Source organism: Arthrobacter arabinosi, from assembly GCF_054511115.1.
Window position 1 is genome coordinate 212,040 of sequence record NZ_JBTNDF010000006.1, and the last position, 23,016, is coordinate 235,055.

The window sequence follows — 23,016 nt, forward strand, 5'->3', positions numbered from 1 at the left end:
CTGCATGGCTTCGGACAACATCGCGGACATCCTGACCCCGGAGGGCTGGGAGCTGCTGAACTCGCTCGGGCCCTACACCGAAGCCGACAGCCTGCGCCTCACCGGTCAGCTCCGGAAGGCCGGCTACTCGCCCGAGGTGGTCGCCGCAGCCCTCACGCAGTCGAGGCTCCGGGCAAAGGCGTCCGCCAAGTTCGGTCCCTTCGCGGAGCGCATGATCTTCACGGCGGCCGGGCTCGAGCAGGCCACACGCCTGACGGTCGCGGCACGCCACGCCCAGCGCTTCCTCGATGCCGGCCTCGTCAGGATCGCCGACCTCGGCTGTGGGCTCGGCGGGGACAGCATGGCCCTGGCCACCCTGGACCGCGAGGTCACCGCCGTCGAACTCGACGAGACGACCGCCGCCGCAGCGACCATGAACCTGCTCCCCTTCCCCAACGCGCGCGTGGTCAACGCCGACGCCTCGTCCGTCGACACCACGGCCTTCGACGGCATCTGGCTCGACCCGGCACGCAGGACGACGACGACGTCGGGTACGTCCCGCCTCTTCGACCCCGAGGCGTTCTCGCCCCCGCTGTCCTTCGTGCAGGAACTCGCCGACGGCGGCATGCCGGTGGGCGTGAAGATGGGCCCGGGCATGCCGCACGACTCCATCCCGGCGACCTGCGAGGCGCAGTGGGTCTCCGTGGAAGGCGACGTCACGGAGGTCGGCCTGTGGTTCAACGCGCTCCGCCGCGACGGCGTCCGGCGAGCCGCCCTCGTGATAGGCGCCCGGGGCGCCGCGGAGATGGTGTCGGGGCAGGACTTCGGCGACGGACCGACGGCCGCCGTCGGCGACCCCGCCGGGTACCTGTACGAGCCCGACGGCGCCGTCATCCGCGCCGAACTCGTGGCCGACCTCGCCGCGCGGCTCGGCGGGCACCTGCTGGATCCGATGATCGCCTACATCTGTGCGCCGTCGTTCACCGACACCCCGTTCGCCCGCGCCTACCGCGTGCTCGAGGTCCGGCCCTACAACGTGAAGGCGCTGAAGGCGTGGGTCCGCGCCGAGGGGATAGGGGTCCTCGACATCAAGAAGCGCGGCACCTCGGTCACCCCCGAGGAGGTCCGCAGACAGCTCCTCACCGGATCGGGCAAGGGCCGGAAGAAGGCCGCGCTCGTCCTGACGCGCATCGGCGACGACCGCGTGGCCATCGTCGTCGAGCCCGTCCGAGCCCCCTGACGGCAGGCCACACTTCACTCCCCCTCGCAACACGGAACCGGCCACGGTACCCGGACCGGCGCGTTCCTAGACTCGGTGGGGAGCACACCCACCCGAGCGGAAGGCATTCCATGGCAGACGGCACCAGCACAGCGGCGGACACTCGGCACGGGGTGCTGTTCGACGTGGACGGCACCCTCGTCGACTCCAACTACCAGCACACCCTCGCGTGGTGGCAGGCCTTCCGGCGGTTCGGGCACGACGTCCCGATGGCCGAGATCCACCGCGCCATCGGGATGGGCGGGGACAAGCTCGTGGAGCACCTCCTCGGGGACGACCGCGACCCCGACCAGGACGCCGAGCTCGACTCCACACACAGCGCCCTGTTCTCGAGCTACTGGCCCGGCCTGCGCGCCTTCGAGGGGGCCGGTGACCTCCTGCGCCGCTGCGCCGACGACGGCCTGACGGTGGTCCTCGCCTCCTCCTCCTCGCAGCAGGAGGTAGGAGTCTCCCGCGGCATCATCGACGCCGAGGACGCCATCAGCGCCGCCACGAGTTCCTCCGATGCCGAGAACACCAAACCGTCGCCGGACATCCTCCAGGCAGCGCTCGACGCCGGCGGGCTCGAGGCGGCGAACTCGGTCTTCGTCGGCGACTCGGTGTGGGACGTCGAGGCCGCGAGCGCCCTGGGGATCCCCACGGTCGGCCTCGCCTCGGGCGGCACGAGCGAGGCGGAACTGCGGGAGGCCGGCGCGGTAGCGGTCTACAAGGACATCAGGGCCCTGCTCGACGCCTTCGGGGACGGGCCGCTGCGCCGGCTCGCGTCGTCGTCGACGAACGCCTGAGGTCCCGGGGTCTCCCGGGACTAGTCGTCGCTGCTGAGGAGCCGCCGCCGCGCACTGAGGAGCTCGACCTCCGGCCGCGCGGCGACGTACCGCTCCACGCGGTCCAGCACCTCCACCACGTGCTGCCGGTCCCCTCCGACGAGGCCGACCCCGACGACGGCGCGGCGGTGCAGGTCCTGGTGTCCCACCTCGGCGACGGACAGCTCGAACGTCCGTCGGAGATCGGACACCAGCGGGCGCACGACCGATCGTTTGCCCTTCAGCGAGTGCACGTCGCCGAGCAGGACGTCGAACTCGATGACGCCGATCCACATGAGCGTTCCCCTCGTGACGTGCCGTCCTCCGGACGGGCCTAGGCCGAATCGCGCCAGACGACGGTGGTGTCGAGCACCTGCACGGGGCTCGGGAGTCCCCGGATCTGCGCGAGCACGAGTTCCGCCGCGGTACTGCCCAGCAGGTCGGCGGGCTGCCGGACGGTGGACAGCTGGGGCCGGGTCCTCACGGCCCAGCTGCTGTCGTCGAAGCCGACGATCCCGACGTCGTCGGGCACCTTCCGCCCCGACTCCTGGAGCGCGGTCATCGCGCCCGCGGCGACGGCGTCCGAGGCCGCGAAGACGCCGTCGATGTCCGGGCAGCGACGCAGCAGCTCCTGCATGCCCTCGAGCCCGGCCGCGTAGGTGTAGAGCGGGTACTCGACCACCAGGGACGCGTCGAAGCGGTCCCCCATCGCGTCCCGGAAGCCCGTGAAACGGTCGTGCCCCGAGTCGCGGTCCATGGCGCTGGCGATCATGCCGATCTTCCGGCGTCCCGTCGCCACGAGTCGCTGCGTGATGGCGCGGGCGGCCGCGGCGTTGTCGATCGCGACGTACGGCAGGTCCGGCGTCCCGGGCGGGTGGCCCACGAAGGCGGCCGGGACGCCGATGTCCCGCACCGCGGAGGCGATGGGGTCGGAGGCCCGGGCCGAGACGATGACCGCGCCGTCGACCAGGCCTCCCCGGAGGTAGTCGGCGACCCTGCGGCTGTCGCGGTCGGAGTCGATGATGAGCGAGACCAGCTGGTAGTCGGCCTTCGAGAGCACGGCGTTCGCGCCGAGCAGGATGGACCCGATGTTGGGGTCCTCGAACAGGAGCGAGTGCGGCTCGTGGATGATCAGGGCGATCGCCCGGGATTCCTGCGTGACCAGGTTCCTGGCCGCCGAATTGCGGACGTACCCCACCCGCGCGATGGCCTCCTCCACGGCGGTGCGCGCCTCGTCGGACACGTACCGTTCGCCGTTGACGACCCGCGACACCGTCCCCCGGGAGAGCCCCGCCGCAGTGGCGACGTCATTGATGGTCGCCCGGCGATGACGGGTTCGGCTCGTGGGCATACGTGTACTGTAGCCGAGCGTTCACGGGCCGTTTCCGCGCAGGAGATCGCTGACCGAGTAGTGTGGTGGAAGTTGTCTAGAAGAAGGCGGCTGTTCCTCCGGTTCTCCTCCTCGTTGCCTCGACCATCACGGCGGGCACCCTTGCAGCAGAGCACCTTCCCCGATCGGGGCGTGTAGCAATGAACAACCAGGAAGCCCTTCTTCCACGGCCTCCCGCGGGCGGATCCCTGATGCGCAGCCCGCGCCCCTCCGACGACGCCGCGGCGTACCCGCCCTTCCCCCGCGCGCCGAGGCGCGCCCCCGCCTCCTGACTCCCCTCCGCGGCGGGGCGCCGCAGCGCCCTCTGCACGCATCCCACGCCGCCTCGGGCGAGCGACCCGCCGACTGACCCTCCGGCGCCTGCATCCGACTGCAAAGGATAACCTCATGACGCAGCACATCACCGGCTTCCTCCAGACCACCACCACCGTGACGGCCGACGGAGCCCTCGTCTCCCTCGACGAACTCGAGAGCCTGTACGTGTACTGGTGCTGCCTGCGAGGCGAGGACCCCTCCGCGACCGAGGACGTGCTCGCTGCCCTCGGACAGCAGGGCGTGGAACCGGTCACCCGCGACGGCGTGGAGTACGTGGAGGGGCTCGTCCTGACCGGCAGCCTCGTGACGGACTTCATCCTCTCCTGCGACTTCACGGGCACCTGGGGGGTGCCGTCCGCGCAGGAGCTGGCGGCGGCGCGGGAAGCCGTGACGGTCTCCTAGCGACCAGGGATCCCGACAGGGGGGAGTGGAATGGGCAGGAAGACGACCGGCCGGCGCAATACGCCCGCCCTGGCCGCCCTCACCGCCGCGGCCGTCCCCTTCACCGCGCGGCCGTACCGCCACGAGGAGGGCGCCTCGTCCTACGGGCTCGAGGCCGCCGCAGCGCTGGGGGTCGACCCGGAGCGGGTCTTCAAGACCCTCATGGCGAGCGTCGACGGCATCCTGGTCGCCGCCGTCGTCCCGGTCAGCGGTTCCCTGGACCTCAAGGCCCTGGCCTCGGCCCTCGGCAGGCGGAAGGCCGCCATGGCCGATCCGGACGCCGCCCGGCGGCGGACGGGGTATGTCCTCGGCGGGATCTCCCCCATCGGGCAGCGGCAGGCGTCGCCCGTCGTCGTCGACCGGTCCGCACTCGACCACGCCACCGTGTTCGTGTCCGGGGGCCGGCGGGGCCTGGACATCGAGCTGACTCCGGCAGATCTGGTCGCCGTCACGCACGCCGTGACCGCTCCGATCGCCGGAGCCCGACGCCACCCGGGCGCCTGAGGTCTAGCCGGACCTGGTGAGGTACCGGAGGACCACGTCGGTGGACTCCCCCAGGAAGCGTTGGATCAGTTCCAGCTCGGCGTCGTCGTAGGTCGACATCAGGTCCGAGAGATCGGCGGTGAGCGGCCGGAAGAACTCGTGGCCGAGCCGGACGGCCGCGGGTTCCACCATCAGCAGGACCCGACGCCGGTCCGTGGGGTCGGGCTCCCGCCGGACGTGCCCCGCCGCGAGCATGCGGTCCACCAGCGCCGTGACCGAGGCGGGTGTCAGGTCCAGGAGATCCCCGAGTTGCCCGGCCGTCAGGGGCGTGCCGCGCTCGGCGGCCTGCATCAGCTCCATGACCGCCCGTGCCGCTGTCAGATGCATCCCGTTGCGGATCCCGAAAGCCCGTTCGAGGTCACCGGCCGCGGAGGCGAACCGCCGGAGCTGGGCGCTGACCTCCTCGGTGCGGTCCAGGGCCTTGTGCGTCTCCACGGGAAGCTCCTATTATTAGATGATCGAAATATTCCATCAGCTTACTGTATGTTCATCGAAAGGACAGGGAGGTGCCTACGGGGACGGACGTCGTCATCGTCGCGCTCGGAGGGTCCATCGGGCCTGTCGCGGTGGCCCTCGCGGACGCGCCGGGCGCCGACGTCCGTGAACCGTCCCTGCGCCGGCCGTCGCTCGACGGCGTGTTCCTCCCTGTCACCGGCGAGCACGCGACGTGCATCACGGAGGGAACGGGCATGACGACCATCACCGGCACTCCGGGCGGCTCCGTCGCCGCGCCGCGGCGCGCCGACTTTCCGCGCGACCTCGCCTCGGCTGCCGACCCGCGAGTGACACGGCGCCTGTCCCGCTCCTGCCCGGGCCCGACCGCCGTCGGTGACCGGCCGTGAACGAGCCCGTGCAGGCGCTGCCACCCGCCTGGCCCGACGTCGCGCCGGCCTTCGGAGGGGTGAGGCTGCGGAGGTTGGAGGACGGGGACGTCCGCATGGTGCGGGACCTCGCCACCGATCCCTACGTGCCCCTGATCGGGACGCTCCCCCCGCGGGCCGGTGAGGAGGAGGCCCTCGCCTACATCGCCCGCCAGCGACGCAAGTATGCGGACGGGGCGGGCTTCTCGTTCGCGATCGCCGACGCCCGCACCGACCAGGCCCGGGGCGTCATCGGCCTGTGGCTGCGCGATTACCTGCTGGGGCGCGCCCAGGCCGGCTACGCCGTGGCCCCCTCCGCCCGCGGCCGCGGGGTCGCCACGGACGCGCTGCACGCGCTGACCTCGTTCGCATGGACCCTGCCGGGCCTCCACCGCGTGGAACTGCACATCGAACCGTGGAACGCGGCATCGATCGGCGTGGCGGACGGCGCCGGCTTCACCTATGAGGGGCTCCTCGGCAGCTACCTGGAGATCGGCGGTGAGCGGCGCGACCTCGCCTCCTACGCGTTGATCCGCACCGCGCCGCCCGAGACCGTCAGTCCCCCGGCCTCGGGGATGCCGACCGTGATCAGGGACGGACGCCCGACGTCCGAGCCCTGATGCACCGTGATCTCCACCGGCGGGACCACCTCGCCCTGCGCCCTCAGATAGGCGCCGAGGGATGCCGCCGCGGATCCGGTGGCGGGGTCCTCGCGGACGCCGCCCGGCGGGAAGGGATTGCGGGCCTCGAAGACGTGCGCGGCGATCCGGTGGACGACGGCGACCGTCGCGCCCCAGCCCTCGGCGGCCATGAGCGCCTTCAGACCGTCGTAGTCGTAGTCGAGGGCGCGCAGCACCGCCGCGTCGCGGACGGGCACGATCGGGTGGACGTTGCCGGCGAAGGACAGCAGCACCGGCAGTCCGGGTGAGAGGTCGCCGTCGTCGAGCCGGAGATGCCGCAGCAGGTCGGCCCGGGTGCGGGCGTCGATCGGGCCGACCCACGGGTCGACCGTCCCGAGGGACGCGACGAGGCGATCGCCGACCACGCCCGTCCTGAGCGCGAGCACACCCACCGGCGTGGAGAGGGCCAACTCCCCCGGGCCGTCCCGCTCGGCGAGCGCGACCCCCGTGGCGATGGTCGCGTGGCCGCAGAAGGGGATCTCCGCCTCGGGAGCGAAGTAGCGGACCGTGGCACTGCCCGGCCGACGCTCGGAGAGGAAGGCGCTCTCCGCGTATCCCAGGTCGGCGGCGACGGCCTGCATCGCGTCGGGGGTCAGGCCGTCGGCGTCGAGCACCACACCGGCGGGGTTCCCGCCGTCGGGCCGGTCGGTGAACGCCGCGTACCGAAGGATCTCCATGCCGCCGATGCTAGCGCGCGAGCGGCGGGCTCAGCCTTCGATCCTCGCGGGGTCCCCCGCCCGCGTGTCGGTCTTCCGGTTGATCAGCCAGGTGATGACCCAGAGCACGACCCCGATGGCCATGAGGCCCCCGGCGATCTGGTACTGGATGATGTCACGCCCCACCCACGGGCCCGCGAGGAACAGGCACAGGAGCCCGGCCACCGCGGGAAGCGGGCCCGGGGAGGTGAAGAACACCTTGCGGTTGACGTCCCTCTTGCGGCGCAGCACCAGGCACGCGATGTTCACCACGGTGAACACGCACAGCAGCAGGAACGCCGTGGTGCCGGAGAGGTTGGCGACGACATTGCCGTCCGGGTCGCTGGTCACGTAGAGGATCAGGGCGAGCGCCAGGACCGTGGAGAAGGCGATGCCGGCCCACGGCGTGCGGCGGCCCGGAAGCACCTTCCCGAGCGCGCGGGGCAGGACGCCCTGCCGGGCCATCCCGTAGATCAGGCGGCTGGCCATCAGCATGTTGATCAGGGCGGTGTTCGCGACCGCGAAGACGGCGAGGAACGGGAAGATCTGGTCGATGGGGAAATCGGGCGATCCCTTGTGCACCACCTCGAGCAGCGCAGCGCCCTCCGCCTCCCGGATTCCTTCCAGTTCGGTGGGACTCAGTACCGTTACCACGGAGACCGCCACCAGCATGTAGAAGATCACGGCGATCCCGAGGCCGGTCAGCATGGTCCGAGGGAAGATGCGCTCCGGGTTCTGGGTCTCCTCGACCATGTTGACGGAGTCCTCGAAGCCCACCATCGCGAAGAAGGCGATCGAGGTGGCGGCCGTCACCGCGAGGAACAGTCCCTTGTCCCCGTAGTCGGTGAAGACGAAGACCTCTCCCACGTTGCCCTTGCCCTGCGCCATCGCGAAGAAACCGACACCGATCACGATGCACAGCGCAGCGACCTCCACGAGCGTCAGGACGACATTGAACTTGACGCTCTCGCCGACGCCCCGGAGGTTGACCACCGCCAGCAGGAGCATGAACCCGAGGGCGACGGCGGTGACCATCCCCTGCCCCGGCAGGTCCATCCAGCCGTTGACGGCCATGCCGCCGAAGAAGTTCTGCGCCAGCACATTGGCGGACGTGGCGGCGCTGGTGATACCGGAGCAGACCACGGCGAAGGCCACCAGGAAGGTGACGAAGTGGATGCCGAACGCCTTGTGGGCGTAGAGGGCGGCCCCCGCCGCCTGCGGGTACTGGGTCACGAGCTCCAGGTAGGAGAACGCGGTCATCGTCGCGACGACGAAGGCGAGGAGGAACGGGAGCCAGACCAGCCCGCCGACCGTCCCTGCCATGGTGCCGGTGACCGCGTAGACCCCGGCCCCGAGGATGTCGCCCACGATGAACAGGAGGAGCAATTTCGGCCCGAGGACCCGCTTGAGTTCGGGCTCCTCCCCGGTGGCGGTCGCCTTGGACGCGTGCTCTGCAGAGGTACTCATGGACGGCCTTCCCGTGGTTTTCCTCCCTCACTGTGGTACGCATCACCCTGTCGCGCAAGCGATGGAAGGGAACGGTCCGGGCACCGGTGATTTCCCGGACGGCCCGCGTCCAACAGGTATAAGGGCTCGCAGCAGCCGCCCCGGTGACCTACCCATCCACGAACAGGAGAACGGCCATGGCCACGAACGTCTTCATCAACCTCCCCTTCGCGGACGCGCACGCCACCTCCGCCGTCATCAACGCGATCAGCGTCGACGTGCCGGCCGGCGTCGACACCCTCGTCGAGCGGGCCCTCGCGGCGGGCGCGCTGGAGCCCGCGGAAAGCACCGGGCCACGCTGCCGGAGGAGGATGGACCCGGCCATCAGGGACACACGCAGGGAGCCGGCCCCCTGGGGGGACCGGCTCCTGCCGCGCCATGGTCGGGTCAGAGGTACTCTGCGAGCCAGTCCTGCGCCTCGGGGATGTCCACGCGCTGGTACCCGCCGAGGTAGCGGCAGTTGGCGGTGTAGCCGTAGCTCGTGACGGCGACGAGGTAGCCGTTCAGGAACACGGGTCCGCCCGAGTCGCCGAAGCAGGTCCCGCCTCCCCCGCGGATGTCATTGGGGTTGCCCTGCAGCTGCAGGATCTGGGGGGTCAGCTTCTGGCCGGGAGATGAGGTGGCGCGACGGATCAGGGGGTAGGACATCGGCTGCGGCTTCTGCGGCCCGGTCGCCGGCTTGCGCACCTCCGTGCCGTATCCGACGACGTCGAAGATGGTGCTGTTGAGGACGGGATTCCGGAATCCGTCGAGATACCCGATGGGTGCGACCTCCGCCGGCTCGATGCCGACCACCGGCTCATCGAGGACGATGACGCCGACGTCGTTCCACGTGGCCATGTCCGTGAAGTCGGAGTACTCGTCGTGGGTGAACGCATCCCCCGACAGGTAGCCGGCACTGGTGATCTCCGCATCCGTGTATCCGGCGGAGGGGTCCGCCGCGACAGGGAACGGCGCGGGGGGCGCCTCGGCGACGACGGTGTCGAAGGTGACCAGGGTGCTGCCGACGGTCCCGTCGGTGCAGTGCGCCGCGGTCAGGAGGACAGTGGGTTCGATGAGCGTGGCGGAACACCGGTACCGCCCGCCGTCCTCGCCGTAGGCGAGGATCAGGGCGACGTTGGGGTGGCCCTCTCCATCGGGCTCGCCTCCCGTGATCGCCGACGCCGGGGACATCCCGACGACGGAGAGGGAGACTGCCGCTGAAGCCAGCAGGGCGGAAGTACGGAGGAAGCGTTGCATCGTTGCGACCTTTCCAGGAAGTGTGTGGTGCGGTGAACGGTACCGCCGACCGTTCGGCAAGGCCACCTTTTCTTCTGTCGAGTTCTGAAACGCCTTCCGCAGGAGAACCGGCACGCTCCCGGCCCGTTGACAGCGGATGTGACCCCAGTTACTCTGGGAGCGTTCACAGATTCTCGACGGAGAGCGCGACGCCCATTTATGGGAGCGTTCACAGAGTGCCCCGGTGCCCTCTCCTGCGGCACCCGCCCGAGAATCGGCACCGCAGCACCGAGGAGCAGGCTTGGCACACACAACCACCGTCGCAGGACTGTCCGGCGACGGGCGGCTCGTCTATGGGTGTGACTACAACCCCGAACAGTGGGACGCGTCCGTCTGGGCCGAGGACGTCCGCCTCATGAAGGAGGCCGGCGTCAACCTCGTGGCCGTCAACATCTTCGGCTGGGCGGAGCTGGAACCCGAGCCCCGCGTCTTCCGCTTCGAGAACCTCGACGCCGTGATGGACCTCCTCGCCGAGAACGGCATCGGCGTCAACCTGGGCACCGGCACGTCGTCGACCCCTGCCTGGCTCACCACCGCACACCCGGAGATGCTCCCCCGCGCCGCCGACGGCACGGCCCGCTGGCCCGGTGGCCGCCAGGCGTTCTGCCCCAGCTCCCCCGTCTACCGCGAGCACGCCCTCGCGCTCGTGGAGCAGGTATCGGCCCGTTATGGCAGCCACCCGGCGCTGCGCCTGTGGCACGTCTCGAACGAACTCGGCTGCCACAACTCGCTGTGCTACTGCGATGTCTCGGCCGACGCCTTCCGCGCCTGGCTGCGCACCCGGTACCAGACCCTGGACGCCCTCAACGCAGCGTGGGGTACCGCTTTCTGGAGCCAGCGCTACTCCGGCTGGGAGCAGATCCTGCCCCCGCGGCTCACCCTCTCCGCGACCAACCCGACGCAGACGCTCGACTTCCACCGCTTCAGCTCCGACGAACTGCTCGCGCACTACTCCGCCGAGGAAGCGGTCCTGCGCCGCAACAGCGACGCCCCGGTGACCACCAACTTCATGGTCGCCGCCCACATCCGTGACCAGGACTACTGGTCCTGGGCGCCGGAGATGGACGTCATCGCGAACGACCACTACCTGGACCACCGCCTCGACGTGCCGCACACGGAGCTCGCGTTCACCGCCGACACCACCCGCGGGCTCGCCCAGGGTCTACCATGGCTGCTCATGGAGCACTCCACGGGTGCCGTGAACTGGCAGCCGCGCAATATCGCGAAGGGCCCCGGGGAGATGCTCCGCAACTCCCTCACCCACCTCGCGCGGGGTGCGGACGGCCTGTGCTTCTTCCAGTGGCGCGCGTCGCTGCAGGGCAGTGAGAAGTTCCACTCCGCGATGCTGCCGCACGCCGGGACCGACTCGCGGATCTGGCGCGACGTCGTCGCCCTCGGCTCCGCCCTCGGGAAGCTCCGCGAGATCGCGGGCACCACGGTGCACGCCGACGTCGCACTCGTCTTCAGCTGGGAGGCCTGGTGGGCGCACGACCAGGAATCGCACCCGTCCGGCGACGTCCGCTACATCGAGCAGGTCCACGCCGCCTACCGGGCCCTGTGGGACGCCGGCCTGACCGTCGACGTCGTCGCGCCCGGGGCGGATCTCTCCGCCTACCGCCTCGTGGTGGTCCCCAGCCTCTACCTCGTCCGCGACAAGCACGCGGACGTCATCAGCGACTTCGTGGACGGCGGCGGATCCGCCGTCGTCACGTTCTTCAGCGGCATCGTCGACGAGAACGAGAGGGTGCGCCCGGGCGGCTACCCCGGAGCGTTCAGGGATCTCCTCGGCATCCGGTCCGAGGAGTTCTTCCCCCTCGACCCCGCACACCCGCTGACGCTCGACAACGGCTCCCCCGCCTCCCTCTGGTCCGAGGCCGTCCGCCTCACCACCGCGGACGCCATACTGAGCTATGCGTCGGGCCACCACGCCGGCGGCCCCGCCGTCACGCGCAACCGCTTCGGTGCGGGCGAGGCATGGTACGTGGGCACCGTGCTCGACGGCGGTGTCCTCCGGGACCTGCTGCTGCGCGCCGCCGCCGGCGCCGGGATCCCCGTCCCGGAGGTGCAGTCCGGCCTGGAGATGGTCACCCGCCGCGGCAACGGACACGAGTACGTCTTCCTCATCAACCACAGCGCCGAGGACCGCCAGCACCGGGTCACCGGCCTGGAACTGCTGACCGCCGAAGCCGTGGCCGAGGCCGTCGTCGTTCCCGCGGGCGCAGTGCGCGTCGTCCGCACCACCCCAGTGATTCCCACCGACGGCTCCGCCCCGGGCCGAAAGGATGCAGGAAATGACCGTCATTAGCACACCGGCCGAGTCGCCGAAGGCGCGCCCGGCCCCGCGGAAGAACCGCTCGTCGGGAGCGCAGCGCCGGGCCGTGGCCCTGTTCATCGCCCCGTTCGCGCTGCTCTTCCTCGCTTTCTACGCCATCCCGATCGTCTATGCGGTCATCCAGTCGCTGCTCACGGTCGAACGGGAGGGCACCTTCGGCAAACCCCAGCAGGTCTTCGGCGGCCTCGTCCAGTACCAGCAGGTCTTCCAGAACACCGCCTTCTGGGAATCCGTGGGCCGTGTGCTGCTGTTCGGTGTCGTGCAGGTGCCCATCATGCTCGGCCTCGCCCTGCTGTTCGCGCTGCTGCTCGACTCCCCGCTCCTCAAGGGCAAGAAGTTCTTCCGTCTCGCGTTCTTCGCCCCCTACGCCGTCCCCGGCGTGATCGCCGCGATCATGTGGGGGTTCCTGTACTCGCCGTCGCTCTCGCCGTTCGGTCCCGTGACCTCGAACATCGACTTCCTCGGCGCCGGGCTCGTGCTGTGGTCCATCGCGAACATCGTGACCTGGGTGTACGTGGGCTACAACATGCTCATCATCTACGCGTCCCTGCTCGCCATCCCCCACGAGATCTACGAGGCGGCACGGCTCGACGGCGCCAGCAACATCCAGATCGCCTGGCGCATCAAGATCCCCCTGGTGGTCCCCGCCATCATCCTGACGGCGGTGTTCTCGATCATCGGCACGCTCCAGCTGCTGGCCGAACCGCAGACCCTGCGCAGCTTCAGCTCGGCGATCAACAGCACGTTCACCCCGAACCTCGCGGTCTACACCACGGCGTCGGTGCCCAACTACAACCTGGCTGCCGCGTTCTCCGTCGTCCTCGCGCTCGCCACGTTCATCCTCTCCTTCGTCTTCCTGAAGTCCACCCAGCGGAAGGTCTCCCAGTGACGGCAGTCCCAGCCACCGCCCCCAAGCGCCCGCGCGGCGGGAGCTCCACGCCCCGCACCGCCGGGAACGGCACCCGCGGCCCGCGCCAGAGCATCATGTCCCGCAGCGCGGCGATGCTCGTCATGGGTGTCTTCACCCTCTACTTCCTCACCCCCATCTGGTGGCTCCTCACCACCTCGACGAAGACCGGCGGGGAGATCACGTCCACCGCGCCGCTGTGGTTCACCGCGAACTCCTTCGGCACGTTCTTCACCAACCTCGGCCGGCTCTTCACCTACGGGGACGGTCTCTTCGGCCGCTGGCTGCTGAACTCCGCGCTCTACGCCGGCGTCGGTGCCCTGATCGGGACGGTCATCGCGGCCATGTGCGGCTACGCCCTCGCGAAGTACGAGTTCCGGGGACGCGAGGCGATCTTCAACATCGTGCTCAGCGGTGTCCTCGTCCCCGCGACCGCCCTGGCCCTCCCTCTGTTCCTGATCTTCAGCCGGGTCGAGCTCACCAACACCATGTGGGCCGTCTTCCTGCCGAGCCTCGTCAGCCCCTTCGGCGTGTACCTGGCCCGGATCTACGCGGCAGCCAGCGTTCCCAACGAGCTGCTGGAGGCCGCCCGCCTGGACGGATCCGGGGAGGTCCGGACGTTCTTCTCCCTGTCCTCGCGCCTGATGGCTCCGGCCCTGGTGACCATCTTCCTGTTCCAGTTCGTCGCGATCTGGAACAACTTCTTCCTGCCGCTGATCATGCTGCGCGACCAGGTGCTCTTCCCGGTGACCCTGGGGCTCTACGCGTGGAACAGCCAGATCAGCCAGATCCCCGAACTGCGGTCCCTCGTGATCGTCGGTGCGCTCGTCTCGATCATCCCGCTGATCATCGCCTTCCTCGCCCTCCAGCGGTTCTGGAGCAGCGGCCTCGGCGCGGGCAGCGTCAAATAGGCTCCCCCGAACTTCCCGACCAGCACCACAGGTGCCGGAGCACCCGCCCCGCACCGCACTGCTCAATCAACCGATAGGAAAGACAATGCGCGCGCATTACGGAAAAGTCACCGCGGCCTTTGCCATGATCTCTGCGCTGGCTCTCTCCGGCTGTTCAGCCGGCGGAGACAGCGGCACGGGAGCAGGCGCCGAAGCGGCGCCCTGCGAGGCCTCCGACGGGCCCGTCGACCTCACCTTCACCACCTGGGTCCCCGGCATGGACAAGGTCGTCGAGCTGTGGAACAAGGACAACCCCGACATCCAGGTCACGGTGCAGACCGGCCCCAACGGCAACTCGGGCACCTACCAGAACTTCTTCAACCAGATCCAGGCGGGTAACGCGCCGGACCTCGGCCAGGTCGAATACGACGCCCTCCCGAACTTCCGCGTGCAGGACGGCCTCGAGAACCTCGCCGGTTGCGAGGGTGTCGCCGACGCGCAGGACCAGTTCGTCGACTGGACCTGGGGCCAGGTGACCTTCGGCGAGGAGGACGCCGTCTACGCCATCCCGCAGGACAGCGGACCCATGGCCATGTACTACCGCGCGGACCTCTTCGAGCAGGCGGGCATCGAGGTGCCCACCACCTGGGAGGAGTACGCCGCGGCGGCCGAGCAGATCAAGGCCGAGGGCTCCTACATCACCAACTTCCCGAAGTCGGACGTCAACTGGTTCGCCGGCATGGTCTGGCAGAACGGCGGCCAGTGGTTCGCGAACGACGGCGAGAGCTGGGACGTCAACCTGACGAGCCCCGAGTCCGAGGAAGTCGCCACCTACTGGCAGGACCTGCTGTCCAAGGACCTCGTCTCCACCCTGCCGTCCTTCTCGGACGAGTGGAACGCGTCCTTCAACGAGGGCCAGCAGTGGACCTGGGTCTCCGCGGTCTGGGGCGCGACGACGCTGTCCTCCGGTGCCCCCGACACCGCCGGCAAGTGGGCCGTCGCCCCGATGCCGCAGTGGGAGGACGGCGGCAAGGCCGCCGGTAACTGGGGCGGCTCCTCGACGGCCGTGCTGAAGGGTTCCGAGCACCCGGCCGAGGCCGCGAAGTTCGCGCTGTGGCTGAACACCGACCCCGAAGCGCTGGCCCTCGCCAACGAACTCGGCGGCCTGTACCCGGCGGCGAAGTCCGCAGCGGACCTCGAGGCCTTCGCCGGCGGCGTCGACTACTACGGCGGACAGAAGATCTACGACGTGTTCTCCGAGGCCTCCTCCAACGTGAACCCCGACTTCACCTGGGGCCCCACGATGACGCAGACCTACACGGACGTCTCGGACGGATTCGGTGCCGCCATCGGCGGCTCCGGCACGCTGACGGACGCCCTCGAGAACGGGCAGCAGAAGACGATCGACTCCCTGAAGTCGCAGTCCATCCCCGTCTCGGAGTAGTCGCCGGCGGATTCCGCCACCCCATGAAGCGCCGCGTCCCGGAAGGGGCGTGGCGCTTCGTGCGTCCGCGCAGGGCGGGGGCGCTCGAATAGGGTGGACGGATGACGTCCTACACCCTGGCCGCGGACCGCATCCGGGCGGAGTTCCCCTCGATCCGACGCCCGACGACGTCGGACGCCGACTGGCAGTCCTTCGAGGCGCGCTTCGACACCGAGTTCCCGCGCCTGCAGTCGCTGTTCCACCGCATCTACGGGCCCGGGGCGGACGGAGAGCTGCTGCAGGTGGTGCTCGACGCCGCGGCCTCCTGGCAGGATCGGCCGGCGGACCTCAAGGCCCTCGACGCCTCGCGTGCCATGGCCCCGAACTGGTTCGGGTCCCACCGGATGCTCGGGGGCGTCTGCTACGTGGACCTCTACGCCGGCGACCTCGCCGGCCTCCGGGCGCGGATCCCCTACTTCCGCGAGCTGGGCCTCACCTACCTGCACCTCATGCCCCTGTTCCGGGCTCCCGAGGAGAACTCCGACGGCGGCTACGCGGTCTCGAGCTACCGCGACGTGGACCCCGAGCTCGGCACCATGGAGGACCTCGCGGACCTCGCCCGGGAACTGCGCGAGGACGGCATAGCCCTCGTGGTCGACTTCATCTTCAACCACACCTCGAACGAGCACGAATGGGCCCGCAGGGCCATGGCCGGCGATCCCGAGTACAAGGACTTCTACCTCATCTACCCGGACCGCGAGATGCCGGACGCCTACGAGCGAACCGTCCGGGAGATCTTCCCCGACGACCACCCGGGCTCGTTCGTCCAGCTCGACGACGGCCGGTGGGTCTGGGCGACGTTCCACTCGTTCCAGTGGGACCTCGACTACCGGAACCCGAGGGTCTTCCGGGCCATGGCCGGTGAGATGCTGTACCTCGCGAACCGGGGGGTGGACATCATCAGGATGGACGCCGTCGCGTTCATCTGGAAGCAGCTCGGCACCGCCTGCGAGAGCCTGCCCGAGGCGCACCTGCTGCTGCAGTCCTTCAACGCGGTGTGCCGCCTCGCAGCGCCCTCGCTGCTGTTCAAGTCGGAGGCGATCGTCCACCCCGACGAGGTGGTGGAGTACATCGACCGCGGCGAGTGCCAGCTCAGCTACAACCCGCTGCAGATGGCGCTCATCTGGAACTCCCTGGCCACCCGCGACGTGTCCCTGCTCGCGCACGCCCTCGAGCACCGGCACGACATCCCGGAGGGCACCGCCTGGGTCAACTACGTGCGCAGCCACGACGACATCGGCTGGACGTTCTCCGACGAGGACGCCGCGGACCTCGGCATCGACGGGTACGACCACCGCCGGTTCCTCAACGCCTTCTACGTGGACCGCTTCCCCGGCAGCTTCGCGCGCGGCGTGCCCTTCCAGGACAACCCCCGCACCGGGGACTGCCGCATCTCCGGCACCACGGCGTCCCTCGCGGGGCTGGAGGCGGGTGACGGCGCCGCCGTCGCGCGGATCCTCCTCGCCCACTCGATCATCCTCAGCACGGGCGGCATCCCGCTCCTGTACCTCGGGGACGAAGTGGGCCAGCTCAACGACTACTCGTACCTCGACGATCCGGCCAAGGCCGAGGACAGCCGCTGGGTGGGCCGCCCCGCCTACCCCGCCGACCGCTACGCCGCTCGGACGGACCCGACGACGGACTCCGGAGCCATCTTCGCCGGGCTCCAGCGGCTCATCGGCATCCGCCGGCAGACCCCCGAGTTCGCCGGCGGACGCCTCGTGCCGTTCGACACGAACAACCCGCACGTCCTCGGCTACCAGCGGCCCGGCCTGCTCGACGGCGAGGAGTCCACGGTCGTCGTGTTCGCGAACTTCGCCGAGACCCCGCAGGACGTCAGTGCCCGGACGCTGTCCGGCCTGCCGGAGAGAGCCCTGGAGCTCATCAGCGGCGAGTCCGTCCTGCTGCGCGCGGGCATCACCCTCGAGCCGCTCGGGATCCGGTGGTTCAGGCTCTAGGAGACGAAGGGCCTCAGGCCTGCAGGCGCGAGAACTCCCCCGCCGCGCGGACCTGTTCCGGGGTGGGCCTGATCCCCGTGTAGAGCACGAACTGCTCCTCGGCCTGCAGCGCGACGACCTCGGCCCCCGTGATGACCGGCCGGCCCGCCGCGCGGGCGGCGAGGATCAGCGGCGTCTCCGAGGGTGAGGCGACGACGTCGAACACCACCTGTGCGGCGTCGATCGCCGCTTGCGGGAAGGCGAGGGCGTCGGCGTCGGGGCCGGTCATGCCCAGCGGCGTCACGTTGAGGAGCAGGTCCGCCGTCGACTCCCCCACCTCCTGCTGCCAGGCGAAGCCGTACAGGTCCGCGAGCGCCCGGCCGGTGCGTTCGTTGCGGGCGACCACGGTGACCCGCGTGAAGCCGGAGTCCCGCAGGGCGGCGACGACGGCCTTCGCCATCCCGCCCGAGCCCCGCACGAGGACGGAGTGCGTGACCGGCACGGCATGCTCGCGCAGGAGCCGCTCGATCGCGAGGTAGTCGGTGTTGTACGCGGTGAGGACGCCGTCGTCGTTCACGATCGTGTTGACGGAGTCGATCGCCCGGGCGGACGGGTCGAGGTGGTCCACGAGGGCGATGACGTCCTCCTTGAACGGCATCGAGACGGCGCACCCGCGGATGCCGAGACCGCGCAGGCCGGCGATGGCCGACGGCAGGTCGGTGGTGGTGAACGCCTTGTAGATGTAGTTCAGCCCCAGCTCCTCGTAGAGGTAGTTGTGGAAGCGCGTGCCGATGTTGCTGGGCCGCGCGGCCAGGGAGATGCAGAGCGTCATGTCTTTGTTCAGGATGGGCACCCCACCATCATCCCAGCAACGGCTCTCTCCCGCCCCGGTCCGCCGAGTCACGGCCACGTCACAGGCACTAATATTGGGACGAGTCTCCCCGCGACGGCGCGCTACCGAGGCATTCAATCACCGTCCTTTCCCGCATCGCCCCAGGAGCAAGCCCTTGAAGATCGACTTCGCGCAGTCCGCCCAGTCCACACTCGGCGTCGAGTGGGAGCTCGCGATCGTGGACCGCTACAACGGCGAGCTCGTGTCCGTGGCCGACCAGGTGCTGCGCGGCGTCAGCGCGAACCACCCCGAACTGCAGGACGACGACGAACACCCTCACATCAAGCAGGAGCTGCTCCTCAATACGGTGGAACTCGTGACGGGCATCTGCACCTCGGTCGGGGAGGCGAAGGCGGATCTGGCCCGCTCGCTCGCCGCCGTCCGCGAGGTCACCGATCCCATGGGCGTGGAGCTGTTCTGCGCCGGCTCGCACCCCTTCAGCGCCCCGAAGGCCCAGCAGGTCACGGACCGGGAGCGTTACGCGAAGCTCATCGACCGCACGCAGTGGTGGGGCCGCCAGATGGTCATCTACGGGGTGCACGTGCATGTCGGGCTCGACTCCCGCGACAAGGCGCTGCCGGTCGTGGACGGGCTGACGAACTACTTCCCGCACTTCCAGGCCCTGTCGGCGTCGTCGCCGTTCTGGGGTGGCGAGGACACCGGCTACGCGTCCCAGCGGTCCCTCATGTTCCAGCAGCTGCCCACCGCGGGCCTGCCGTTCCACTTCGACGACTGGGCCGCCTACGAGTCCTACGTCCAGGACATGTTCACCACCGGGGTCATCGACTCCGTCAGCGAGATCCGGTGGGACATCCGGGCGGTCGGGAACCTCGGCACGGTGGAGATGCGCGTCTGTGACGGCCTCTCGACCCTGCAGGACGTCGGCGCGGTCGCGGCCCTCACCCAGTGCCTCGTGCAGGAGTTCTCCGACACCCTCGACGCCGGCGGCACCATCCCCACCATGCCGCCGTGGCACATCCAGGAGAACAAGTGGCGTGCGGCCCGCTACGGCCTCGACGCGATCATCATCCTCGACGCCGCAGGCACCGAGCGGCTCGTCACCGACCATCTCGTCGATGTCCTGAACCGCCTCGAGCCGATCGCTGCCAGGCTCGGCTGCACCGGTGAACTGGCTGACGTCGAGACCATCCTCCAGCGCGGCGCAGGCTATCAGCGCCAGCGCAGGGTGGCGGCGGAGAACGACGGCGACCTCCGTGCCGTCGTGCTCGACATGGTGCGGCAGCTGCGCGAGTAGAACGACGGCGGCCCCGTCGGGTCTGCGTACCGCACCCTACCGACCTGGAGGAGGGCGTTCGGGCTCCTGAAGAGCCCTAGATGGAACACTGCGTCCATGCACGTTCACATGGTGTGGCACATCCATCACGCAGAATGGCTAGACGGTTCTCCGACTGATCACTTCGGCGATGGCGGTCAGATCCTGCTCGATGAACAATCCGGGACGACGCGAAGATGCTGGGGGTCTACGCATCTCACGGTGAAGCGCAGGCCCGCATCGATCGAGCGCGGACTCAGCCAGGGTTCGAGGACGAGCCCGAATGCTTCCTTGTCGACGCTGCGACTCTCGGTGAAGACCTGTGGACCGACGGATATGTCTCGGTCACGGACTAGACCATGTCACGTGCCCGGTCGTAGATCCATCAGTGGGACTCCACGATGTGTAGGTCGGCCACCGCAGGGTGAGGGTGGACGACTCAAGCCGATCCGCCCTTGTGCATTCTGCGTCCTGCCCGATGGGCTCATCTGTGGGAGCGCGTCGGCCTGTCGACGTCGCGCGTCGGTGTTGCGTGACGAACGCGGATCGGGAGCCGGTGATCTCGGTATCGTCGTCAGTACAGTGGGCGGAGGGGGAGCGAATGAGTAATGGTACGACGAACGGTGGCCGTCTGCGCCAATGGTGGCGCGAGTTCAATGCGAAGCCAGTCCGGTACCCGACGGACCCGGGCCGCGCCGCGGTGCCGTACCCGCCATCCGAGCGGGGTCAACGGCACGCGTTCGCACAGTGTGAGGAGTACCTCCTGCGCGAGATCGTGCACGCTGCCGGCTGGGCCCGGCACGTGAACGCCCGCGGCGACCTCACGTTCGTCGCCTCGTGGCTCATCCAGCCCCGGCGGATACACGCTTCGCTCATGGACGACACGAAGGGCCGCGGTCCCATGAAGGCTCAGATGCAGGAGGTGGTGGACTGGCTCGCCAGCCACGGGGCGCTCCGGACGCTCAGTGACGAGCAGCGGAACGAGCTCGTTCGGTCCGGTGAGAATGAACGTGCTGCAGAGGGGCGCACCGGTGGGTCTCCGTACGACTCGCCGGAGTACCGCGCCAGGGTCGAGGACATGTACCGCGAGTGGGACCGCGATTCGTGGGAGGTCATCCCGGTGGAGATGCTGCAGGTGTACCCGCACCTCGCCGACGCGGACCAGGACTGGCACGACACTGCCGTTCGCGCTGAAGAAGTGTAGGTAGCGTCGGCACCTGCTGACCGTCGTATCCGCAGGCGAGCGACGGACTTCATCGGTATCACCTAGTCTGCCGAGAGTCAGCGACGGCGCCCGGCCGGATCGAAAGCGCGGTGGGTACACATAGGCGCAATCGCCCTGCTTCTCCTACTTGTCACTGTGGCCGCCCGAATCGTTCTCTAGATCCGTATCCTCAGGGATCGGCCCAGGGGCAGGTTTGCCTCCGCACTCATGTTGCTTATCGATCAGGTCTTGTCGGCTCCGGCCGTTGCTGTTCGTGGTGTGCGGGTTGGTAGGAGCAGGGCGGCTGTGTTCGCGGTGACGATGAGTGCTATTCCGACCCGTTCGATGGTGCCGAGTTCTTCGTGGAGCAGTACCGCTCCGATGAGTGCGGCCAGGACGGGGTTGAGGCTCATGAGGATCCCGAACAGGTTCGCGGGAATCCTTCGAAGGGCAATCAGGTCAGCGACGAACGGTACCGTCGAGGCCAGGACGCCGGCACCGACCGCGCAGAGCACAGTGAATGCGTCCGGGCGGTTGGTGATGAGTATCCAGACAGCGATGGGCAGGAACAGGGCGGCGGAGACTCCTGTGGCCGTGGCGGTGCCCTGTACTCCGGTGATGCGGGATCCGATGGTCCTGTTGAGCAGGATGTACGCGGCCCAACTGCACGCAGCGATCAGACCGAGCCCGATGCCCAGGTAGTCAGTGGTGGGTTGGGGGCGGGCGATCGCGATGACGCCGGCTCCTGCGATGACAGCGCAGATCGCACCGTTCCTGGTCCGGGCGCTGAGCAGGGCGACCGCGAGGGGCCCGCAAAACTCCAGTGTTACAGCCAACCCGAGGCCGATGCGTTCGATGGTCAGGTACAGGGTGAGGTTCATCGTCCCGAAGACCACCGCCAAAAGCAGGACCGGCCACCACTGAGCCCGGGTAAGGTCGCGAATCCGGGGTCTGACGACCGGGAGCAGGATCATAGCGGCAACAATCTGGCGGATAGCGACGACACCGACCGGCCCGATGACCGGGAATGCCAGAGACCCGCTGGCCGCCCCGAGCTGATTCGAGAGCGCACCACCCAGAGCGGTCGCAATACCCGTCGTCCGTCCACTATCTGCCTGCTTAAGCTGCGTCATAGGGGAAGTCTGCAAGTTGGCCACTGCCTGCTCATAATGCATGGACGACCGCATTGATGCTTCTGGCGCATGAGTAAGCTTCAGGCATGGATGTGGAACTGCGTCACCTTCGATCCCTCGTCAGCGTCATCGATACGGGTACGTTCACCGACGCAGGCATCGAGCTCGGTATCTCCCAAACCGCCGTCTCGCGCAACATCGCGGCTCTGGAGTCAGCCCTCGGGGTGCGGCTCCTGCATCGGACGACCCGCAGCGTATCCCTCACCCCGGCCGGTGAGCGGGTACTTCGCCACGCCCGCCGAGCCATAGCCGTCGTCGCTGATCTGCGCCAGGAAGCCCTCGCTGGGGTAAGTACCATTCGTGTCGGCTACGCGTGGTCCGCCCTGGGAAAGCACACCCCGGAGTTCCAGCGCCGATGGGCCGAGACCCTGCCTCATCACGAACTGCGACTGACCCGTACGAACACACCCACCGCAGGACTCGCTGAGGCCACCAGTGACCTGGTGATCCTGCGCCGCATCCCTGAGGTGACCGGCCTCGAACTGGTCCTGATCGGTGCCGAGAAACGCTACTGCGCGATGTCCGTCAACGACCCGCTGGCGACGAAACGCACCGTGACTCTCGCCCAAGTAGCCACGGCCCCGCTGGCGATCGACCACCGCACCGGAAGCACCCAGCTCGACCTCTGGCCCGACGGCGGTCAACCACCACGCACCCTCCCTACCAGTGACGTCGATGACTGGCTCACCCTCATCAGCAGCGGCAAAGCCCGCGGAGTAACCGCAGAATCAACAGCACACCAATACCGTCGGCAAGGCCTCACCTACCGGGCCGTCCGCGACGCACCACCCGTACCCGTCCACGCCGCCTGGGCCAGAACCGACCCACCCGCGATGCTGCAGGACATCATCACCCTCCTCGCAGGCCTCTACCGCTAACCCCGCTGAAGATTCATACGGTCAGAGACCCCGTCTCGGACGTCCGAACCCGTCTTCTGGCCCGCCTTCAGTCCGACTCGATGTGTCTGCTGGTGGTTGCGTGGGACTGTAAGAAAAACGGTGTGTGAGGGCCCGGCCTGATCCGAGAGGAGATGGCCGTGGATGACTTCACGACTGACAGAACAGAGGCGATGATCGATCCTGTGACGGGAGAGATCATCGATCAGAAGGACCTTGCCGAACGGCTGCTCGCCCAGG

General features: G+C 69.0%; 23 protein-coding genes. 14 read left to right on the plus strand and 9 right to left on the minus strand.

What is annotated here, in order from left to right; genetic code table 11:
* The first annotated feature begins 4 nt into the window (after positions 1-4).
* On the plus strand, positions 5-1,219 hold the full coding sequence (locus ACX80P_RS15105) for a class I SAM-dependent methyltransferase (protein ID WP_459278931.1): 1,215 nt from the start codon (positions 5-7) through the stop codon (positions 1,217-1,219).
* Between the two features lie 110 nt (positions 1,220-1,329).
* The gene (locus tag ACX80P_RS15110) at positions 1,330-2,043 is read left to right on the plus strand and encodes an HAD family hydrolase (protein ID WP_459278932.1); all 714 of its coding nucleotides are present in this window, start codon (positions 1,330-1,332) and stop codon (positions 2,041-2,043) included.
* Between the two features lie 20 nt (positions 2,044-2,063).
* On the opposite strand, the gene ACX80P_RS15115 is transcribed toward ACX80P_RS15110, so the two are convergent.
* Positions 2,064-2,357, minus strand: a complete 294-nt coding sequence (locus ACX80P_RS15115) for a DUF503 domain-containing protein (RefSeq protein WP_459278933.1) — start codon at positions 2,355-2,357, stop codon at positions 2,064-2,066.
* Positions 2,358-2,395: 38 nt separating this feature from the next.
* On the minus strand, positions 2,396-3,412 hold the full coding sequence (locus ACX80P_RS15120) for a LacI family DNA-binding transcriptional regulator (protein WP_459278934.1): 1,017 nt from the start codon (positions 3,410-3,412) through the stop codon (positions 2,396-2,398).
* A 426-nt stretch (positions 3,413-3,838) separates the two neighbouring features.
* Between ACX80P_RS15120 and ACX80P_RS15125 the strand changes: the two genes are divergently transcribed.
* Positions 3,839-4,168 (plus strand): hypothetical protein, encoded by a 330-nt coding sequence (locus ACX80P_RS15125; protein WP_459278935.1) that lies wholly within the window; start codon positions 3,839-3,841, stop codon positions 4,166-4,168.
* 30 nt (positions 4,169-4,198) lie between these two features.
* Complete coding sequence (ybaK, locus tag ACX80P_RS15130) at positions 4,199-4,711, plus strand: Cys-tRNA(Pro) deacylase (protein ID WP_459278936.1); 513 nt, start codon at positions 4,199-4,201, stop codon at positions 4,709-4,711.
* Between the two features lie 3 nt (positions 4,712-4,714).
* Here the strand turns inward: ybaK and ACX80P_RS15135 are convergent, their stop codons facing one another.
* Positions 4,715-5,185, minus strand: coding sequence for a MarR family winged helix-turn-helix transcriptional regulator (locus ACX80P_RS15135; protein WP_459278937.1), 471 nt, complete (start codon positions 5,183-5,185; stop codon positions 4,715-4,717).
* A gap of 71 nt (positions 5,186-5,256) precedes the next feature.
* On the opposite strand from ACX80P_RS15135, the gene ACX80P_RS15140 reads away from it, so the two are divergent.
* Positions 5,257-5,592: a hypothetical protein gene (locus ACX80P_RS15140; RefSeq protein ID WP_459278938.1), complete on the plus strand. Its 336-nt coding sequence runs from the start codon at positions 5,257-5,259 to the stop codon at positions 5,590-5,592.
* The gene (locus ACX80P_RS15145; RefSeq protein WP_459278939.1) at positions 5,589-6,230 is read left to right on the plus strand and encodes a GNAT family N-acetyltransferase; all 642 of its coding nucleotides are present in this window, start codon (positions 5,589-5,591) and stop codon (positions 6,228-6,230) included. The genes ACX80P_RS15140 and ACX80P_RS15145 overlap by 4 nt, the downstream gene beginning before the upstream one ends.
* Here the strand turns inward: ACX80P_RS15145 and ACX80P_RS15150 are convergent.
* From ACX80P_RS15150 to ACX80P_RS15165, 4 genes are all read right to left on the minus strand, one after another.
* Entirely contained in the window at positions 6,131-6,967 is an 837-nt protein-coding gene (locus ACX80P_RS15150) for a PhzF family protein (RefSeq protein ID WP_459278940.1), read from the minus strand. The genes ACX80P_RS15145 and ACX80P_RS15150 overlap by 100 nt on opposite strands.
* A 30-nt stretch (positions 6,968-6,997) precedes the next feature.
* Positions 6,998-8,452 carry an APC family permease gene (locus tag ACX80P_RS15155; RefSeq protein ID WP_459278941.1) on the minus strand — a complete coding sequence of 485 codons (1,455 nt, stop codon included), beginning with the start codon at positions 8,450-8,452 and terminating at the stop codon, positions 6,998-7,000.
* 148 nt (positions 8,453-8,600) lie between these two features.
* Positions 8,601-8,780 carry a hypothetical protein gene (locus ACX80P_RS15160; protein ID WP_459278942.1) on the minus strand — a complete coding sequence of 60 codons (180 nt, stop codon included), beginning with the start codon at positions 8,778-8,780 and terminating at the stop codon, positions 8,601-8,603.
* A 98-nt stretch (positions 8,781-8,878) separates the two neighbouring features.
* Positions 8,879-9,730: a S1 family peptidase gene (locus ACX80P_RS15165; RefSeq protein WP_459278943.1), complete on the minus strand. Its 852-nt coding sequence runs from the start codon at positions 9,728-9,730 to the stop codon at positions 8,879-8,881.
* Between the two features lie 280 nt (positions 9,731-10,010).
* Between ACX80P_RS15165 and ACX80P_RS15170 the strand changes: the two genes are divergently transcribed.
* The 5 genes from ACX80P_RS15170 to ACX80P_RS15190 all read left to right on the plus strand — a co-directional run bounded on the left by ACX80P_RS15170 (position 10,011) and on the right by ACX80P_RS15190 (position 17,339).
* Positions 10,011-12,074 (plus strand): beta-galactosidase, encoded by a 2,064-nt coding sequence (locus tag ACX80P_RS15170; protein ID WP_459278944.1) that lies wholly within the window; start codon positions 10,011-10,013, stop codon positions 12,072-12,074.
* The gene (locus ACX80P_RS15175) at positions 12,052-12,990 is read left to right on the plus strand and encodes a carbohydrate ABC transporter permease (protein ID WP_459278945.1); all 939 of its coding nucleotides are present in this window, start codon (positions 12,052-12,054) and stop codon (positions 12,988-12,990) included. The genes ACX80P_RS15170 and ACX80P_RS15175 overlap by 23 nt, the downstream gene beginning before the upstream one ends.
* 95 nt (positions 12,991-13,085) lie before the next feature.
* On the plus strand, positions 13,086-13,919 hold the full coding sequence (locus ACX80P_RS15180) for a carbohydrate ABC transporter permease (protein WP_459278957.1): 834 nt from the start codon (positions 13,086-13,088) through the stop codon (positions 13,917-13,919).
* 85 nt (positions 13,920-14,004) lie between these two features.
* Complete coding sequence (locus ACX80P_RS15185; protein WP_459278946.1) at positions 14,005-15,342, plus strand: ABC transporter substrate-binding protein; 1,338 nt, start codon at positions 14,005-14,007, stop codon at positions 15,340-15,342.
* A gap of 101 nt (positions 15,343-15,443) precedes the next feature.
* The gene (locus tag ACX80P_RS15190) at positions 15,444-17,339 is read left to right on the plus strand and encodes an alpha-amylase family protein (protein ID WP_459278947.1); all 1,896 of its coding nucleotides are present in this window, start codon (positions 15,444-15,446) and stop codon (positions 17,337-17,339) included.
* A 13-nt stretch (positions 17,340-17,352) separates the two neighbouring features.
* On the opposite strand, the gene ACX80P_RS15195 is transcribed toward ACX80P_RS15190, so the two are convergent.
* Positions 17,353-18,171, minus strand: a complete 819-nt coding sequence (locus ACX80P_RS15195) for a shikimate 5-dehydrogenase (protein ID WP_459278948.1) — start codon at positions 18,169-18,171, stop codon at positions 17,353-17,355.
* A 154-nt stretch (positions 18,172-18,325) separates the two neighbouring features.
* Between ACX80P_RS15195 and ACX80P_RS15200 the strand changes: the two genes are divergently transcribed.
* Together ACX80P_RS15200 and ACX80P_RS15205 are read left to right on the plus strand one after the other, a co-directional pair.
* Entirely contained in the window at positions 18,326-19,465 is a 1,140-nt protein-coding gene (locus ACX80P_RS15200) for a glutamate--cysteine ligase (RefSeq protein WP_459278949.1), read from the plus strand.
* A gap of 619 nt (positions 19,466-20,084) precedes the next feature.
* Positions 20,085-20,687, plus strand: coding sequence for a hypothetical protein (locus ACX80P_RS15205; RefSeq protein WP_459278950.1), 603 nt, complete (start codon positions 20,085-20,087; stop codon positions 20,685-20,687).
* A gap of 242 nt (positions 20,688-20,929) precedes the next feature.
* Here the strand turns inward: ACX80P_RS15205 and ACX80P_RS15210 are convergent, their stop codons facing one another.
* Positions 20,930-21,568 (minus strand): EamA family transporter, encoded by a 639-nt coding sequence (locus ACX80P_RS15210; RefSeq protein WP_459278951.1) that lies wholly within the window; start codon positions 21,566-21,568, stop codon positions 20,930-20,932.
* A 338-nt stretch (positions 21,569-21,906) separates the two neighbouring features.
* Between ACX80P_RS15210 and ACX80P_RS15215 the strand changes: the two genes are divergently transcribed.
* Complete coding sequence (locus ACX80P_RS15215) at positions 21,907-22,758, plus strand: LysR family transcriptional regulator (RefSeq protein WP_459278952.1); 852 nt, start codon at positions 21,907-21,909, stop codon at positions 22,756-22,758.
* Positions 22,759-23,016: the final 258 nt, after the last annotated feature.

Bases quoted from the DNA above. Each gene is read 5' to 3' on its own strand.
- ACX80P_RS15210 (WP_459278951.1), bottom strand. From the start codon at position 21,568: ATGAACCTCACCCTGTACCTGACCATCGAACGCATCGGCCTCGGGTTG.
- ACX80P_RS15110 (WP_459278932.1), top strand. From the start codon at position 1,330: ATGGCAGACGGCACCAGCACAGCGGCGGACACTCGGCACGGGGTGCTG.
- ACX80P_RS15185 (WP_459278946.1), top strand. From the start codon at position 14,005: ATGCGCGCGCATTACGGAAAAGTCACCGCGGCCTTTGCCATGATCTCT.
- ACX80P_RS15125 (WP_459278935.1), top strand. From the start codon at position 3,839: ATGACGCAGCACATCACCGGCTTCCTCCAGACCACCACCACCGTGACG.
- ACX80P_RS15215 (WP_459278952.1), top strand. From the start codon at position 21,907: ATGGATGTGGAACTGCGTCACCTTCGATCCCTCGTCAGCGTCATCGAT.
- ACX80P_RS15165 (WP_459278943.1), bottom strand. From the start codon at position 9,730: ATGCAACGCTTCCTCCGTACTTCCGCCCTGCTGGCTTCAGCGGCAGTC.
- ACX80P_RS15155 (WP_459278941.1), bottom strand. From the start codon at position 8,452: ATGAGTACCTCTGCAGAGCACGCGTCCAAGGCGACCGCCACCGGGGAG.
- ACX80P_RS15120 (WP_459278934.1), bottom strand. From the start codon at position 3,412: ATGCCCACGAGCCGAACCCGTCATCGCCGGGCGACCATCAATGACGTC.
- ACX80P_RS15115 (WP_459278933.1), bottom strand. From the start codon at position 2,357: ATGTGGATCGGCGTCATCGAGTTCGACGTCCTGCTCGGCGACGTGCAC.
- ACX80P_RS15205 (WP_459278950.1), top strand. From the start codon at position 20,085: ATGAGTAATGGTACGACGAACGGTGGCCGTCTGCGCCAATGGTGGCGC.
- ACX80P_RS15180 (WP_459278957.1), top strand. From the start codon at position 13,086: ATGTCCCGCAGCGCGGCGATGCTCGTCATGGGTGTCTTCACCCTCTAC.
- ybaK (WP_459278936.1), top strand. From the start codon at position 4,199: ATGGGCAGGAAGACGACCGGCCGGCGCAATACGCCCGCCCTGGCCGCC.
- ACX80P_RS15150 (WP_459278940.1), bottom strand. From the start codon at position 6,967: ATGGAGATCCTTCGGTACGCGGCGTTCACCGACCGGCCCGACGGCGGG.
- ACX80P_RS15175 (WP_459278945.1), top strand. From the start codon at position 12,052: ATGCAGGAAATGACCGTCATTAGCACACCGGCCGAGTCGCCGAAGGCG.
- ACX80P_RS15190 (WP_459278947.1), top strand. From the start codon at position 15,444: ATGACGTCCTACACCCTGGCCGCGGACCGCATCCGGGCGGAGTTCCCC.
- ACX80P_RS15105 (WP_459278931.1), top strand. From the start codon at position 5: ATGGCTTCGGACAACATCGCGGACATCCTGACCCCGGAGGGCTGGGAG.